Consider the following 14,248-nt stretch of genomic DNA (forward strand, 5'->3'; position numbering starts at 1 on the left):
GCCCGCTTTCCAAGGAGTCCACCATGGCCGATCTTTCGCGCTTTCCCATCACCCATCGCTGGCCCGCCCGACATCCCGAGCGCCTGCAGCTCTACTCGCTGCCCACGCCCAACGGCGTCAAGGTCGCCATCCTGCTGGAGGAGCTTGGCCTGCCCTATGAGGTGCATCGCATCGACTTCGGCCAAGACGATCAGCACACCGCGGAATTTCTTTCGCTGAGCCCCAACAACAAGATCCCCGCCATCCTTGATCCCGAGGGTCCCGGTGGCGAACCCCTCGGACTGTTCGAGTCCGGCGCCATCCTGCTCTATCTCGCGGAAAAGACCGGGCGCCTGCTGCCCGAGGATCCGGCCCGGCGCTACCAAGCCATCCAGTGGCTGATGTTCCAGATGGGGGGCATTGGTCCCATGTTCGGCCAGCTCGGCTTCTTCACCAAATTCGCTGGCAAGGCCATCGAAGACCCGCGGCCCCGCGAGCGTTATGTCGCCGAGGCCCGGCGCCTGCTCGGCGTACTGGATGGCCAGCTCAAGGGCCGCGCCTGGATCCTGGGCGCGGACTACAGCCTCGTCGACATCGCCACCTTCCCCTGGATCCGCGCCCTGCTGGAGGTCTACCAGGTGGCCGACCTGGTCGGCTTCCAGGACTTCCCCGAGGTCCGTCGCGCCCTCGACGCCTTCCTCGCCCGCCCGGCGGTGCAACGCGGCCTGCGGATACCGGCCGCGCCCTGATGCTCGTCAACGCGGGTATGCAGCTGCGCCAGTGGCGAGCGGAGGATGGCCGGGTGTCGGCGCGGCTGAATGCCAATCCAGCCCTAGCGCAACTGACTGTCCTTGCTCGCCCGCCGGTTGTAGCCGCCGGCGCGCTGGTCTTCGGCGTCCTGCTCGGACTGGCAGCGGATGCACAGGTGTACACCCGGGACCGCCTGGCGGCGCGCCTCGGGGATGGCGTCGCCGCACTCCTCGCAGTGGGTGAGGCTCGCGCCTCGATGCAGACGACTGCGGGCGCGCTGCACCGCATCGTCCACCGTGCTGTCGATCTGTTCCTGAACCGCGCCGTCTCCGGCCCACCCATTGGCCATGGCTGACTCCCAGCTGCGTTGCCTTGATACCCATTGGAAGCGAAGCTCGCGCAGATGTTCGCTGCCGTCCAGCGTCCGTCCGTCGTGCTGGCGATGGCTGTCGCTGCTGATGCTGGGATTGGCGCTGACGGGCTGCTCCAACCGCGAGCTGCTGCGCCAGGTCACGACCGGGCTCTGCGTGCCCAATGCCCGGCTCACTGGCCTGGCGGCGCCCTGTCGCCAGGTGGTGGAGGATCCCGGCTTCGCCATGCTGCGTGCGCCCGGCGAGCGGCAGCATTTCATCCTGGTACCCCTACGCCCTCTGCGCGGGCTGGAGAGTCCGGCGCTCTGGCGGCCCGGCCAACCCAATTGGTTCGGCCTGGCCTGGCGCCAGCGCTGGTATCTGAGCGCCTGGGGCCAGGCACCCGTGGCGGATGAGCGGATCGCCCTCGCCCTCAATGCCCCCAGCGGGCGCAGCCAGGATCAATTGCATGTACACCTGGCCTGCCTGCGGCCCGAGTTGCGCCAACAGCTGTGGCAGCTGGCGCCAAGCATCGATGAATACTGGCGCGCCCTGCCGGTGGCGCTGGCGGGCAGTCGCTATCAGGCGCGGCGCCTGAGCGAAACCCAGTTGCGGGCCCCGGACTTCTTCCAGGCTCTGGCGAGCCAGCCGCCCTATCCACTGCCGGATCCGCGCTTGTCGCTGGCGGTGGTGGCGCTGCCGAGCCAGGACGCCGGTCGCCAGTTCCTGCTGCTGGCCGGACGCGCGGGCAGCCAGCCAGGCGATTTCGGCTCAGCGGAACGGCTGCTGGCCGCGGATTGCCAGGGAACGACCACGGCCCCGGCGACTCAATAGCGCCAACGCGCCAGGAGGCCCTCATGCCGCAGGAATTCCAAGACCTCTTCGACTTCATCGATCAGCTGCTCGCCTGGTCCGACTTCTATCTCAAGTCCGGCCTCCTGCTCTGCGGAGTGGGCATGATCGCCGGTGCCATCGCCTGGAAACGCTGGTGGGGCAAGGCGCTGGCCTTTGGTTGCGCCGGTCTGGGCGCACTCGCGGCCTTGAGCCTGGATCTGCTCCACCGCCTCTGAAGCGCCGCAAGATTCTGAACGGCTTTGCGCCTTCCGCTGCCCAGTACATGGCGGCAAGATGACACTGGCCGTCGCTTTCCGCCGCCAAAGCTTGAACTGCTTCACCGTCTCGAACAGAGGGCGCTACGGGTTGGCGGATAGATCGCGGCAGCTTGCTAGGGTACTGCCCCACAATAATCCGGCCTGTTCACCACGGCCTTCATCTTTTCAGCTCATGCATACAGACCCGATCATGCCCATGTCCCCTTCTCGCCTATTGTCCCGCCTACCGCATCTCGGCCTCTGCCTGGCCGCCTCCCTCGCCTCCCTGGCCGGCACCGCCGTGGCCCAGGAAGGCAATGCTCGCTGGGTCAGCGACAGCCTGACCACCTATGTCCGCAGTGGGCCCACCGATGGCTATCGCATCGTCGGCACCCTCAAGTCCGGGCAGAAGGTCGAGCTGATCAGCACCCAGGGCGACTACAGCCAGGTGCGCGGCGAAGGCGGCAGCACCGTCTGGATTCCCAACAGCGACCTGCAGGACAAGCCTGGCCAGGCCGAGCGCCTGCCGCAGCTGGAACAGCAGGTGGCCGAGCTGAGCGGCCAGCTCAAGACCATCGACGACAGCTGGAAGAATCGCGTCCAGGGCATGCAGGAGACCCTGGATTCGCGCAAGCAGCAGATCGACGAACTGGAGAGCCGCCGCAAGGACCTCGACGCCCAGCTCACCCAGGCCCAGTCGGAACTGCGCAGCACCCAGGCCAAGCTCGGCAACGAGAACAAGCAGGCGCTGATGCAGTACATGGTCTATGGCGGCAGCATCGCCGGCGCGGGCCTGCTGGCCGGGCTGATCCTGCCGTCCATGACGCGGGGCAGGAAGAAGAACGACCGCTGGTTCTAAACGTCGGGGCAGCCGTTCTCGCGGCTGGGTGGAACCCGGGGTCACGGTGCGTGCCTCAAAAAGGCACCGCTTCTGCTACCGTGGCCCGAAGCCTCCTGTCCAGACGAGCCCCCATGCCCGACACCCCTCGCTTTCGCATCCAGCAGGTCGAGACCCTTTCCGCTGACTGGGGCCTGCTGAAGAAGACCACCTTCGACTACCTGCGCCGTGACGGCAGCTGGCAACGCCAGACCCGGGAGACCTACGACCGCGGCAACGGCGCCACCATCCTGCTCTACGACCGCGACAGACGCACCGTGCTGCTGATACGTCAGTTCCGCCTGCCCACCCTGGGTAACGGCCTGGACGACGGCCTGCTGGTGGAGACCCCCGCCGGCCTGCTCGACGCGGCCGCACCCGAAGCGCGTATCAAGGCCGAGGTCGAGGAAGAGACCGGTTACCGCCTGGACAACGTTCAGCACCTGTTCGACGCCTTCATGAGTCCCGGCTCGGTGACCGAGTTGCTGCACTTCTTCGCCGGTGAATACCGCGCCGATCAGCGCATCGCCGACGGTGGCGGACTGCACGAGGAAGGCGAGGACATCGAGCTGCTGGAATTGCCTTTCGACGAGGCCCTCGCCATGGCCCGCGACGGCCGGCTGCTGGACGGCAAGACCATCATGCTGCTGCAGTACGCCGCCCTCTACCTGCTGCCGCGCTAGCCCATGGAGCTGATCCGCGAGCGTATCGAGCGGCAGGTGATGAGCCTGACCGGACTGTCCCTGGGCGAGGTCGATTACGAGCAGCCACCGGGCGATCCCGGGCTGTTCGGACCGGGCAGCGTTCCCTGGCGGGTGCACAGCGACTTCACCTGCATGCTGATCGGCGGCATCGCCGCCCTGCTGATGCAGACCCTGCATCCGCTGGCCCTGGCCGGGGTCTGGGACCATTCGAAGTTTCGCGAAGACATGCTCGGCCGCCTGCGGCGCACCGGCCAGTTCATCGCCGCCACCACCTTTGGCAGTCGCGGCGACGCCGAGTGGCTGATCGCCCGGGTCCAGGCCATCCACCGGCATATCCGCGGCCAGGCCGCCGATGGCCGCCCCTACAGCGCCGAAGACCCGGCGCTGCTGACCTGGGTGCACGTGGCCGAGGTCAGTCATTTCCTCGCGGCCTACCTACGCTATTTCGATCCCCAGTTGCCGGGCGCCGAACAGGACCGCTACTACGCCGAGATCGCCTTGGTCGCCGAACGCCTGGGGGCGACCGACGTGCCCCGTTCGCGGGCGGAGATCGCCGCCTACTACCAAGGGATCCGTCCCCAGCTGGTCTGCGATGAGCGCAGTCGCGAGGTGTGTCGGGTGTTGCTGCAGGCGCCTGCACCCAGCGCCCTGGCCAAACCCTTCGGGGCCCTGATGATGCAGGCCGGCATCGACCTGCTGCCCACCTGGGCCAGCGAAGAGCTCGGTTTCCACCAGGGCTCGCTGCAAAAACGGCTGATTCGTGCCGGTATCGGCGCCACCGCGCCGGTGCTGCGCTGGGCGGTGCGCAATGGCTCCTCGCATCGCGCCAGGCGGCGGATGGGGATCGAAGGTTAGCCTGCACTTCGGTGCGATGGGGCACCGTTGGGCTTCGCTACGCTCAACCCAACCTACGCCACCGGTTGAGCCGTAGGTTGGGTTGAGACGGCCTCATCGTCGAAGCCCAACAGCCCGAGGTACGCCGGGTCACCGTTGGGCTTCGCTACGCTCAACCCAACCTACGCAACCGGTTGACGCCGTAGGTTGGGTTGAGACGGCTCCATCGTCGAAGCCCAACAGCTCGAGGTACGCCGGGTCACCGTTGGGCTTCGCTGCGCTCAACCCAACCTATGCCACTATCGCGGCCATGGGCCGCTCCTACGGATAGGTTGGATACCTGTAGGAGCGGCCCATGGCCGCGATAGATCAACCTACAACATCCGCACCTTGATCGATCGCCCCTTGATCTTGCCTTCGCTCAGCCGCTGCAGCGCCTGGCGGGCGATATCGCGTTCCACGGCGACGAAAGCCTGGTTGTCGAACAGGGTGATCTTGCCGATCTTGGCACCGGGCAGGCCGGCGTCGCCGGTCAGGGCGCCGAGGATGTCGCCGGGGCGCAGCTTGTCCTTCTTGCCGGCCGCCAGGGCCAGGGTGTGCATGGTCGGCACCAGCGGCTCCGGGGTGTCGCGCAGGGCACCCAGCGGCTGCCAATCCAGCGGCGAACCCTGCTGTACCTCGATGGCCTGGGCGCGGCTGGCCTCGGCCGGCGCCACCAGCGACAGCGCCAAGCCCTGTTCACCGGCGCGACCGCTGCGGCCGATGCGATGCACGTGCACCGCCGGATCGCGGGACAGCTCCACGTTGATCACGGCTTCCAGACCGGCTACGTCGATGCCGCGGGCCGCCACGTCGGTGGCTACCAGCACGCAGAGACTGCGGTTGGCGAACATCGCCAGCACCTGGTCCCGTTCGCGCTGCTCCAGGTCGCCATGCAAGGCAGCGGCGGAGATGCGCTGGGCGTGCAGCGCCTCGACCACCTCCTGGCACTGCTGGCGGGTCTGGCAGAAGGCCACGGCGCTGGCCGGGCGATGGTGCCGGAGCAGGCGCACCACGGCGGCCAGGCGATCCTGGGCGGCGATCTCGTAGAAGCGCTGACGGATCTGGGTCTCGCTGTGCTGACTCTCGACGCTGATGCGCAGCGGCGCGCGCAGATAGTCCTCGGCCAGGCGCTCGATGCCTTCCGGGTAGGTCGCGGAAAACAGCAGCGTCTGCCGCCGCGCCGGGGTCTGCCGAAGGATGTCGGCGATGGCGTCGATGAAGCCCATGTCGAGCATGCGATCGGCTTCGTCGAGCACCGCGACGTTGAGACCGTCCAGCACCAGGGTGCCCTTGCGCAGGTGTTCCTGCACCCGCCCCGGGGTGCCGACGATCACCTGGGCGCCGTGCTCCAGTGAGGCGATCTGCGGCCCCAGCGGCATGCCGCCGCAGAGGGTCAGGATCTTCAGGTTGGGCGTGGTGCGCGCCAGGCGCCGCAGTTCGCGGGCCACCTGATCCGCCAATTCGCGGGTCGGACAGAGGACCAGGGCCTGACAGCCGAAATAGCGCGGGTTGAGCCCCGTCAACAGGCCGATACCGAAGGCCGCCGTCTTGCCCGAGCCGGTCTTGGCCTGGGCGATGAGATCCTGGCCCTTGAGGATGATGGGCAGGCTGGCCGCCTGGATGGGCGTCATGCTCAGGTAGCCAAGTTCGGCCAGATTGGCCTGCATGGCCTCGGCCAGCGGCAGGGAAGCGAAGGATGAGGGCACGGGAGTCCTGTGAAACGGCTGGTAAAGGTTTACCAGTCTAGCAGAAGGGTACCGGCTCTCCCGTGAATGGACGCTGGAGCAGGGCCTACCTATGCTAAGGGGTACGACAACTCAAGGAAGCTTCACCATGTTCGACCGGCCTGTGCTCTATACCCATCCCATGTCGCGCGGACGCATCGTGCGCTGGCTGCTGGAGGAGCTCGGACAGCCCTATGAAGTGCAGCGGGTCGACTACGGGCCGGCGATGAAATCCCCGGCCTATCGCGCCATCAATCCCATGGGCAAGGTACCGGCGCTGCGCCATGGCGCAGCCGTGGTGACCGAGACGGCGGCCATCTGCGCCTATCTCGCCGACGCCTTTCCCGCCGCCGGTCTCGCACCACCCCTCAACGATCCGGCGCGCGGTGCCTACTACCGCTGGCTGTTCTTTGCCGCCGGCCCGCTGGAGGCCGCCGCCACCAACCAGGCCCTGGGCGTGGTCCTGCCCGAGGATCCGCAGAAACGCGGCGCGGTGGGCTACGGCAGTCTCGCCGAGGTACTCGACACCCTCGAGGTCGCCCTGGCCCCGGGTGAATACCTGGTGGACGACCGCTTCACCGCTGCCGACGTCTATGTCGGCGCCCATCTCGCCTGGGGCATGGCCTTTGGCACTATCGAAAAGCGTCCGCACTTCGAGCGCTATGTGGCCGGGCTGGTAAGCCGCCCAGCCGCGATACGCGCCCGCGAACTCGACGACGCCGAACTCGCCACGCTCAACTGAGCCTCGCCTACAACTCCACCGGTCCGCGCGGATGGTGCAACGGGCAGCCGTTGCGCTCGCTGCGAAACTGCGACGACATCTCGTAGGCCGGTTGCCGCGATCTCATGATGCCGCCAAGGGGTCGATGCGCGACCAGACCGTGCCAGGGGCTGAACACCATAGCGTCGTCAACCTCGCGTGAGCGTGCCTCGTTCCAGGCCGGTTGCGGCTGGACCTCCAGGCGCGCCACGGTCACATAGGGGGTCAGGTCTTCCGGCCAGACCACCGAGGCGTCCTCGATCGGCGTCTGCTCGATGTCTACCCCCAGTTGCACACGGATCTCCCAGACCCCGCCGTGCTGGGCGAAATGGGCATTGACCGCCTCACGCAGGCCGTCGGGCTTGCCGTTGACCTCCACCGGGGCATCGGTCAGGGCGGTCAGCTCCGGCGCCACCGGCACCACGCTGAGCTTGGCGAAATAGGGGCCGTAGAGAAAGGGCACTATGGTGTAGAAGGTCTCGCCGAGCGGATGGGTCTCCGGGTGGCCACCCAGACTCTTCAGCGTCGGACTCTCGCCGCCAAAGGCCTCCACCACCTTCTCGGTGCCGCGCAGCACCGCCGAGGCAACTTTCTTCAGGCCCTCGCCGCGGTCGGTGGTCTTGGCCAGCAGCTTAAGCGTCTTGAGAAAGGTCTTGGGATCCGGCGCGGTAAAGGCCGGCGCGTTCTGCATGACGAAATCCTGGGTCACCTGTCCTTCGCTGCCAGGCAGGCGCTCGCCCGGCACGTCGATCAGCTTGAGCGCCAGGCCACGCGGGGTGGAAACGCTGTCGGCCAGGATGTCGCCCGGGTTGGTCGAGAATCTGAGCACCGCGGCATAGCTGCCCGGCACGGCGAAGGCGCCCTGGGCATAGGCCGGCGGCAGGCCGTCCAATACCGTCACCTGGCCGGTGAGCAGACCATGACTCTTGGCATGCACACTGCGGATGGCATGGCCACCATGGGCGTAGGTGGTCTCGGTGATGTCTCTCATGGCCGCCACCATTTCGCGAATGGTGTCGGCTTCATCATCCGGCACCTGTTCGAAGGCGGGCTGGAACGGCAACGGATGGACAGCGGTAGGCGTGGTCATCACGGGAATCCTCGGGTGCCGTCATTCGGACGAGACGGTCAGCCAATGGACCGCTATCGCGCTAACGGCGTTCGGCCATTGGCCACTCAGCCGACACAAGGTCGCGCTCGATGGGCGCTCGGGAACGGCCCCGCTCAGAGGGGTTCGATATCTCCATCACCCACCCAGGAGCCCACCATGAGCGATGCCGACCAGAAGACCTATGACAACCCCAGCAATACCCCGCCACCCGAAGAGCTGCCCTATGCGGACATGGAGCCGGAAGAGTTTCCGGACGATCCGGACGTGGCCGGCGAGACCGAATCGGGCACACCCGGCTAGGCAGCGCCCTGCCCCGCGGACGACAGTCTGAGCGGCGTCCGCGACACTTTATGACTGGCTGGTTTGACGGAGGCCCGAGGCCCCGCGAAGATGGGCGGGCGTCTGCCGCGTCGAGTCCCCCATGCTTTCCACCAAGGTACCCTTGCTTCTGCGCAGCCTGATCGGCCGGCTGGTACGGATCGCCATCGCCTCCGGCGTGACCTACCAGACCTTCGATCGGCTGCTGCGCCAGACCTACTTCGAAGTCGCTCAGGATTTCGAGCCGCTGGGCGACAAGCCCAATTCCGACAGCCGCATCTCGGTGCTGACCGGCCTGCCGCGCCGCGAGGTCCGCGCCCTGCGCGAGGCTGGCCCGGAACGTACGCCCTGCACGCCCAGCCTGGAATGGCAGGTGCTCAGCGCCTGGACCTCACGGCTGGACCTGCTCGATGCCGAGGGCAATCTGCGCCCCCTCCCCCGCACCCAGCGGCGCGGCGGCGAACAGAGTTTCGACGCCCTGGTCGCCAGCGTCGGCAGCGACGTCCGCGCCCGCACCGTGCTGGATGAATGGCTGCGCAAGGGTTACGCCCGCCTCGACGAGGAAGATCGCGTGGTACTCACCCCCCGCTCGTTGCTGCGCGGCACCGAGAGCCAAGAAGGCGCGGGCCGGCTGCTGGCGCATTTCACCGGCGATCTGCTGGCCGGCTTCGAGCGCCTCTACCTGCAGGATCGCGCCGCGCCGGACTTCACCTTCCATGTGGTCTACGGCCACAACCTGACCCAGGACTCGACCCTGAGTCTCTATCGCACCGCCTACGACGAATCCATGCAGCTGCTCAACCGCCTCAATCGCCTGGTGGTCGAGCACGAAGCCCAAGACGCCGGCAAGGCCGACGCCACCCAGCGGGTGACCCTGGGCTTTGGCGGCTATCGGGTGGAGCAGGAGCGGGATGCGGGCCTGGTGCAGGGGCGGGAGGATTAGCGCCAGCAGTTGCTGACCGTGGCGGCGTCGTTGGTCGCCGTCTTGTCCGCCGCGCCGCGTAGCCCGGTGGAGTCCAGCGTCAGGGTGCCGCAGGTATCCGACCTTTGGGCATTCTGGGGCGTCGCGCTGAGGCTGTAGGTCGTCGCGGTCGGGGTGCCCAGGCTCAGGCTGTAGTAACCGTTCGCCGAATTGACCGTAGTCGCGTTGGCCGTGCTGGTCAGTCCCAGCCTGTTGGGCGTGGCGGTGGCGTAGGTGCTGTTCTGTGCGTAGTAGCGCTCCATCCGCGCCGCCGCTTCGCTGAGCAGGGCCATGCCCTCCGAGCGATGGCTGCGCAGGATGTAGCTCTGATAGCTCGGATAGGCGATGGCGGCCAGGATGCCGACGATGGCGACGGTGATCATCACCTCGATCAGGGTGAAGCCTCGCGTGCTGGTCATGCTGCTGTTGTCTCCCGAACTTATTGCGGTTGCGGTATCACCCGCCAGGTTTGCCGGCCCGAGGCCTGGGGGCCCTTGTTGATAGTGGTCAATGTAGCGTCCGTACTGCCCAGTTGACTACCCGACAAGGTAGCTCCTCCAGCGGGGGTGTCGAATCCAGAGATCACCGTGCCGTTCGTACTGTCCGCAGCGTTGACCACTCCATCGCCGTTGAGGTCGAACACATTGAAGGTCGTGCGTCCTCCCGAATGGGGGTCCACCGCGTAGGTCCAGCCGGAGATACCCGCTGCGCACACCTCACCATTGGGCGTGATGGTGCTGAAAAACAGGGCCTGTCCGCTGGCCGTCATGGGATCGACCATACGCTCGCCAAGCAGGGAGTCATTATAGGCGAGGTCAAGATACCAGCCGCTTGCCGCGGACCAGTTCACGCTGTTGTTGCTAAGTACTCGCACGGCCTTGCCGCTAAGAGAGGTCTCTTGGGAAAAGGCTTGCTGTTGCAAAGAGCCGCGATTGAGCGTCGGCGTAGTGGCTGCGGCATTGGAGGTAGAGACCGTGGCGACATTCTTGTCCCATATGCCATAGATACTCTGCAGGTCGGTAGACGACTTGTCCTCCAGGGTAAAATAGCTGCCGGTGCCGAACATAACCACAAAGCCTTTACCGGATGGATGACGGACCACCGACGGCGGCGCCGTGATGGGTTGGACGGTACCCTTTTTGTCACTGCTCCTGGCCCGGTAGAGCGGACTACCGCCAAAGGAAACCTTGAAGTCCGAGGCCCGTGCCGAACTCGTGAGATCGCCATTGGCGATCAGGTCAAACCGCCATAGATTGCCCTGCAGATCACCGCCGTAGACATAGTCGGCGATACCGTCGGAGTTGACGTCCAGAGACTTCAGGTTGAACAGCCCGTTGCTCTTGCTATCGGTTTCGACCACCAGTGGAAAATTGGGACCTATGAGCGAGCCGTCCGCTACATTCAAGGCATAAAGTGCGGCTTTGCGGCCGTCGCCATCATAGCCATTGCCAAACAGTACGGCCCACTGCCCAGAGTGCAATCGAACCACCAGCGGAGTACCGAAACTGTTGCCCAACGTGGGATCGCTACGCGAATTCTTCACCGCTTTCGCGCTACTGTTGGCCGAAGAATTGGTGCGGATGTCCGCCCCGGTGAACTCCCATAACAACTTAGGCTTCGTTGGATCGGTGATATCCAGCGCGAAGATCTCCTTACCACCACCACGCAGGGTACCGATGAGAACCTTGCGCCATTGGTCGAGGAAGACGTCGGCGATGACGGGCGAGCCGTCCACATAGTAAGTATGTAGCGAAGCATTGGCGTCGTTGTAGGAAGAACGGGCCAACTGATAGAGGTTGGGAATTACCGCCGTGGGAATGAAGGCGAAGACCTCCTTGCCCGTGTTGGCGTTGAAGCCATGCAACATGCCATCGTTGGCGCCGACGTAGACCATGGGCGCGACACTCGCCTGGGCCTTCTTGAAGGCGGCGTAGTCACCCGTAGCGCCTTCCAGCGCATTGGCAGCGCTGGTCAGGTACTGAGCGCCACTCGCCACCGCAGGCGCGGAATTGACGATGTCGCCCAACAAGGACGAGCGCTTGCGATAGAGGGAAGACTCCTTGGACGTATCGCCCTTGAGGAAGTTGACCTTATCGGCGTCCAGATTGGTTTGCAGGGGCTTGCCGTCGTAGGTTCGGTCCGCAAGGTTCTTATAGGTGAAGGAGCGCACCCCCTCTCCGTCCCCGGGAACCGCAGGGATCAGAATATTGCGTTCGGTCCAGGCCGGCATCACCGTACTGGCCTTCCAGACTGTAGTGGTCGTCTTGTTCGTAGCACTGGCAGTGGTGTTGATAGCCACTGTCGTCTTGGTCAGTTCGCCGCTCCAGTACGCCACGTTGAGGCCTGTGGCATAGGTGTCGTAGTTGGTCGTCGTGCCACTGCTCGCGCTTTGCGAGGGCAATACCGCAGGCGCCGCCACGGAATTGTTGTTCTGCAAAATCTGACTCAGGGCAGCGCGCAACTGGCTTTTCAGTCTCGCGGCATTGGTGACCAGGAAGTAGTTATCCGGATCGCTACTGATTCCAGTCGTATCCCGTCCAGCGATACCGTACTTGGCGGCGAACCACAGGGGATTGTTCAGCGTGGTGGCCGCGGTACTGCCCGGCGTGAACATCTGAGTACTAGCCGCCGGGCTACCGTTGATCCAGGGCAGCAGGGCGCAGGAGGCGGGCATGTTCGCCTCGGAGCCGTAATCGCAGTAACCGGCATCCCGGCCCGGCGGCACATTGAGGAAGTACTTGAGGCTGGTGTCCTTGTCCTGGACGACGAGATAGGTTCCGTCGCGATTGGTACCGGAGATTACATAGCCGAGGTTCTGGTTACTGCCCGTGGACTGGGCCGTAGGGGTCACCACCACCCTCAGCTGACCGCCAGTTACGCTGATGTCGTACTTGACGATAACGTCACTATCGAAGTCATTGCCCTGCTCATCGGCTTCGTAGTTGACGCGAAAGACGGCGCCCGTACTGCTGTAGGACTCTACATACAGATCGACGATGGCATCGGTTGGCTGGTAGTTACCCTTGGTTCGATTGGTGCTCGCACCGTTGATGGTCTTGGCGAAGGGCACCAGGGAAACCGTCCTGCCGCCAACGCTGAATTCAAACTTGGGCAGCGAGGATGCCAGGGCGACGACGTAGGTGTTGGTTTTCTGATCGCCCGAGACGCTGTTCAGATCGGTGTTCGCGCCATAGCGGGCCACCGAGGCCGAATAGTAGCTCCCTTGTTTGGTTGGTTCTTCGGGCGCCAAACCGCGGATATTGGCGAGAGTGGTGACCGCCTTGGCCGTCGGTGCATAGTCCTCGTTGTCGCGACCTACCGCACCTATGTAGCGCTGGCCCGCGACCGAAGGCTCCAGAGCGCTGATGGCAGTGGCTTGAGCGCTGACGTCGAGCCCGCTGAGATCACCGCTGAAGGACGCGAAGGTACTGCCAGGTAACTGATCCGAATCGTAGGAGACGTTGACGTTGCTCATCACCAGCATGTTCGGCTTGGCACACCAGTGGGCATTGGCGGCGCTATTGCTGGCATAGGGGTTGTCCCACGCCGGCTGGGGAAGTCCCACATACGCGTCTTCGTTCCTGCCGGTATCGGTATTGTTGCCGGTGAAGGCAGCGGTCGCCGCGGCCTTACCCGCGAAGTAGCGCAACGTTTCGTACATCATCTCGGCGATGGGATTGCCCCAGTCGGGATAATAGCCTTCCGGCATGATGCCGGTTCGATAGCTACCGCGCCGATAGGCACTGCCGGTGCCCCCGTTGTTGTAGTCACGGATGCGCAAGGCGTCGAGGGCTTTGACGATAGTGGCGTTGGCGCTGAAGACTCCGGTACTGGCGTTCACTTCGGTGCTGAACCTGGATACGACCTTGCGCAGCACGCCACCGGACATGTTCTTGTTGTAGCTGCCCGTCAACAAGCCGAAAAGCATGGCGTCGTCGGCACCGAAGTCGTGCAGCAATCCGACCGGTTTGTACTGCCCGTTGGGATAGGCTTGGCAGTCGTTGTCGTGATAGTCACTCGTGCAGACCGCTACCTGTACGGTGTAGTTGGTACGGGTACCCCTACCGTAGGTGTTGTTGTTCAGCACCGGGGATTCCGAAGACGCCCAATCCCAGACCCGTGTCGTGGTATCCGCGGTTTTGACCACGGACAACAACGGCGGCAGGTTGCTGCAGGAACTCAAGACACTGCAGTTGGTGCCGGCAGTCATGGTTACGTTGCCGAAGAACAATCGGGTGCCGTTGGCAGGCGCACTCAGGGGCGTGAAATTAGCGATGTCGTAGCCATCGACGGCGACGCTGGTGTACTCCTTGGCCCAGGAGTGGCCATCCTGCGGGATGTAGGCCCGCCGCAGGACGGTCTGGGAGGTGTCATCGAGCTGTCGATAGCCGCCGTAGAGCACCTTGCGCAGGGCATCGATGCGACTGGTGGTGACGTAGTTGAGCCAGTTGCCGGACCAGCTCCCCGAGCAGGTGGCATAGGTCCCAGCGCTATTGCTGGTGGCCTTCCCGATGGGGGTGAACTTGTCGCCGTTGCCGCTGCCGCCGGAATGGCTGTAGCACAGGGCCGAGTCGAAGAGACCGTAGTAGGCAATGGCCGGCTTGAACTTCAGATCCAGTACGCCATCGCCGTCAATATCGCTGGCATCGTTGTAAGCTTCGAAAAACAGCGAATGATCCTTGCCCAATACCAGCATCGCCAATGGAGGCTCCGCTTGGCTAACGAATAGGGGCGACTGGTTAGGAAA

The 14,248-nt window shown here is 64.8% G+C and carries 14 protein-coding genes; 9 read left to right on the plus strand and 5 right to left on the minus strand.

Annotated elements, in window-relative coordinates:
• The first annotated feature begins 23 nt into the window (after window positions 1-23).
• Window positions 24-728, plus strand: a complete 705-nt coding sequence (locus V6W80_RS20575; RefSeq protein WP_338545259.1) for a glutathione S-transferase N-terminal domain-containing protein — start codon at window positions 24-26, stop codon at window positions 726-728.
• A gap of 83 nt (window positions 729-811) precedes the next feature.
• Here the strand turns inward: V6W80_RS20575 and V6W80_RS20580 are convergent, their stop codons facing one another.
• Entirely contained in the window at window positions 812-1,078 is a 267-nt protein-coding gene (locus tag V6W80_RS20580; protein WP_017642690.1) for a DksA/TraR family C4-type zinc finger protein, read from the minus strand.
• A 109-nt stretch (window positions 1,079-1,187) separates the two neighbouring features.
• Here V6W80_RS20580 and V6W80_RS20585 point away from each other — a divergent pair, with 109 nt between their 5' ends.
• The 5 genes from V6W80_RS20585 (at window position 1,188) to V6W80_RS20605 (ending at window position 4,606) form a co-directional block, all read left to right on the plus strand.
• Window positions 1,188-1,913 carry a CDP-diacylglycerol diphosphatase gene (locus V6W80_RS20585; protein ID WP_338545260.1) on the plus strand — a complete coding sequence of 242 codons (726 nt, stop codon included), beginning with the start codon at window positions 1,188-1,190 and terminating at the stop codon, window positions 1,911-1,913.
• A gap of 23 nt (window positions 1,914-1,936) precedes the next feature.
• Window positions 1,937-2,149 (plus strand): hypothetical protein, encoded by a 213-nt coding sequence (locus V6W80_RS20590; RefSeq protein ID WP_017642692.1) that lies wholly within the window; start codon window positions 1,937-1,939, stop codon window positions 2,147-2,149.
• A gap of 238 nt (window positions 2,150-2,387) precedes the next feature.
• The gene (locus V6W80_RS20595; protein WP_017642693.1) at window positions 2,388-3,029 is read left to right on the plus strand and encodes a TIGR04211 family SH3 domain-containing protein; all 642 of its coding nucleotides are present in this window, start codon (window positions 2,388-2,390) and stop codon (window positions 3,027-3,029) included.
• A gap of 113 nt (window positions 3,030-3,142) precedes the next feature.
• Window positions 3,143-3,730 (plus strand): NUDIX domain-containing protein, encoded by a 588-nt coding sequence (locus tag V6W80_RS20600; RefSeq protein WP_017642694.1) that lies wholly within the window; start codon window positions 3,143-3,145, stop codon window positions 3,728-3,730.
• A gap of 3 nt (window positions 3,731-3,733) precedes the next feature.
• Entirely contained in the window at window positions 3,734-4,606 is an 873-nt protein-coding gene (locus V6W80_RS20605; RefSeq protein ID WP_338545261.1) for an oxygenase MpaB family protein, read from the plus strand.
• Between the two features lie 353 nt (window positions 4,607-4,959).
• Here the strand turns inward: V6W80_RS20605 and dbpA are convergent, their stop codons facing one another.
• Window positions 4,960-6,294, minus strand: coding sequence for an ATP-dependent RNA helicase DbpA (gene dbpA, locus V6W80_RS20610; RefSeq protein ID WP_051226205.1), 1,335 nt, complete (start codon window positions 6,292-6,294; stop codon window positions 4,960-4,962).
• A gap of 166 nt (window positions 6,295-6,460) precedes the next feature.
• Between dbpA and V6W80_RS20615 the strand changes: the two genes are divergently transcribed.
• The gene (locus V6W80_RS20615) at window positions 6,461-7,093 is read left to right on the plus strand and encodes a glutathione S-transferase family protein (protein ID WP_338545262.1); all 633 of its coding nucleotides are present in this window, start codon (window positions 6,461-6,463) and stop codon (window positions 7,091-7,093) included.
• Window positions 7,094-7,100: 7 nt separating this feature from the next.
• Here V6W80_RS20615 and V6W80_RS20620 read toward each other — a convergent pair whose 3' ends face one another.
• Window positions 7,101-8,201 (minus strand): catalase family protein, encoded by a 1,101-nt coding sequence (locus V6W80_RS20620; protein WP_338545263.1) that lies wholly within the window; start codon window positions 8,199-8,201, stop codon window positions 7,101-7,103.
• 177 nt (window positions 8,202-8,378) lie between these two features.
• Between V6W80_RS20620 and V6W80_RS20625 the strand changes: the two genes are divergently transcribed.
• Both V6W80_RS20625 and V6W80_RS20630 read left to right on the plus strand, forming a co-directional pair.
• Window positions 8,379-8,522, plus strand: coding sequence for a hypothetical protein (locus V6W80_RS20625; RefSeq protein ID WP_017642700.1), 144 nt, complete (start codon window positions 8,379-8,381; stop codon window positions 8,520-8,522).
• A gap of 121 nt (window positions 8,523-8,643) precedes the next feature.
• Window positions 8,644-9,483 carry a DUF6502 family protein gene (locus V6W80_RS20630; RefSeq protein ID WP_184290177.1) on the plus strand — a complete coding sequence of 280 codons (840 nt, stop codon included), beginning with the start codon at window positions 8,644-8,646 and terminating at the stop codon, window positions 9,481-9,483.
• Here the strand turns inward: V6W80_RS20630 and V6W80_RS20635 are convergent.
• Complete coding sequence (locus V6W80_RS20635) at window positions 9,480-9,920, minus strand: type IV pilin protein (protein ID WP_338545264.1); 441 nt, start codon at window positions 9,918-9,920, stop codon at window positions 9,480-9,482. The genes V6W80_RS20630 and V6W80_RS20635 overlap by 4 nt on opposite strands.
• 20 nt (window positions 9,921-9,940) lie before the next feature.
• Complete coding sequence (locus V6W80_RS20640; protein ID WP_338547484.1) at window positions 9,941-14,197, minus strand: pilus assembly protein; 4,257 nt, start codon at window positions 14,195-14,197, stop codon at window positions 9,941-9,943.
• Window positions 14,198-14,248 lie beyond the last annotated feature (51 nt).

Origin of the sequence: Pseudomonas benzopyrenica, from assembly GCF_036884265.1 — a bacterium.
Lineage (GTDB): Bacteria > Pseudomonadota > Gammaproteobacteria > Pseudomonadales > Pseudomonadaceae > Chryseomonas > Chryseomonas benzopyrenica.

Excerpts from the sequence above, each read along its gene's own strand:
- V6W80_RS20575 (WP_338545259.1), top strand. The coding sequence starts at position 24 with ATGGCCGATCTTTCGCGCTTTCCCATCACCCATCGCTGGCCCGCCCGA.
- V6W80_RS20580 (WP_017642690.1), bottom strand. The coding sequence starts at position 1,078 with ATGGCCAATGGGTGGGCCGGAGACGGCGCGGTTCAGGAACAGATCGAC.
- V6W80_RS20585 (WP_338545260.1), top strand. The coding sequence starts at position 1,188 with ATGCTGGGATTGGCGCTGACGGGCTGCTCCAACCGCGAGCTGCTGCGC.
- V6W80_RS20590 (WP_017642692.1), top strand. The coding sequence starts at position 1,937 with ATGCCGCAGGAATTCCAAGACCTCTTCGACTTCATCGATCAGCTGCTC.
- V6W80_RS20595 (WP_017642693.1), top strand. The coding sequence starts at position 2,388 with ATGTCCCCTTCTCGCCTATTGTCCCGCCTACCGCATCTCGGCCTCTGC.
- V6W80_RS20600 (WP_017642694.1), top strand. The coding sequence starts at position 3,143 with ATGCCCGACACCCCTCGCTTTCGCATCCAGCAGGTCGAGACCCTTTCC.
- V6W80_RS20605 (WP_338545261.1), top strand. The coding sequence starts at position 3,734 with ATGGAGCTGATCCGCGAGCGTATCGAGCGGCAGGTGATGAGCCTGACC.
- dbpA (WP_051226205.1), bottom strand. The coding sequence starts at position 6,294 with ATGCAGGCCAATCTGGCCGAACTTGGCTACCTGAGCATGACGCCCATC.
- V6W80_RS20615 (WP_338545262.1), top strand. The coding sequence starts at position 6,461 with ATGTTCGACCGGCCTGTGCTCTATACCCATCCCATGTCGCGCGGACGC.
- V6W80_RS20620 (WP_338545263.1), bottom strand. The coding sequence starts at position 8,201 with ATGACCACGCCTACCGCTGTCCATCCGTTGCCGTTCCAGCCCGCCTTC.
- V6W80_RS20625 (WP_017642700.1), top strand. The coding sequence starts at position 8,379 with ATGAGCGATGCCGACCAGAAGACCTATGACAACCCCAGCAATACCCCG.
- V6W80_RS20630 (WP_184290177.1), top strand. The coding sequence starts at position 8,644 with ATGCTTTCCACCAAGGTACCCTTGCTTCTGCGCAGCCTGATCGGCCGG.
- V6W80_RS20635 (WP_338545264.1), bottom strand. The coding sequence starts at position 9,920 with ATGACCAGCACGCGAGGCTTCACCCTGATCGAGGTGATGATCACCGTC.
- V6W80_RS20640 (WP_338547484.1), bottom strand. The coding sequence starts at position 14,197 with ATGCTGGTATTGGGCAAGGATCATTCGCTGTTTTTCGAAGCTTACAAC.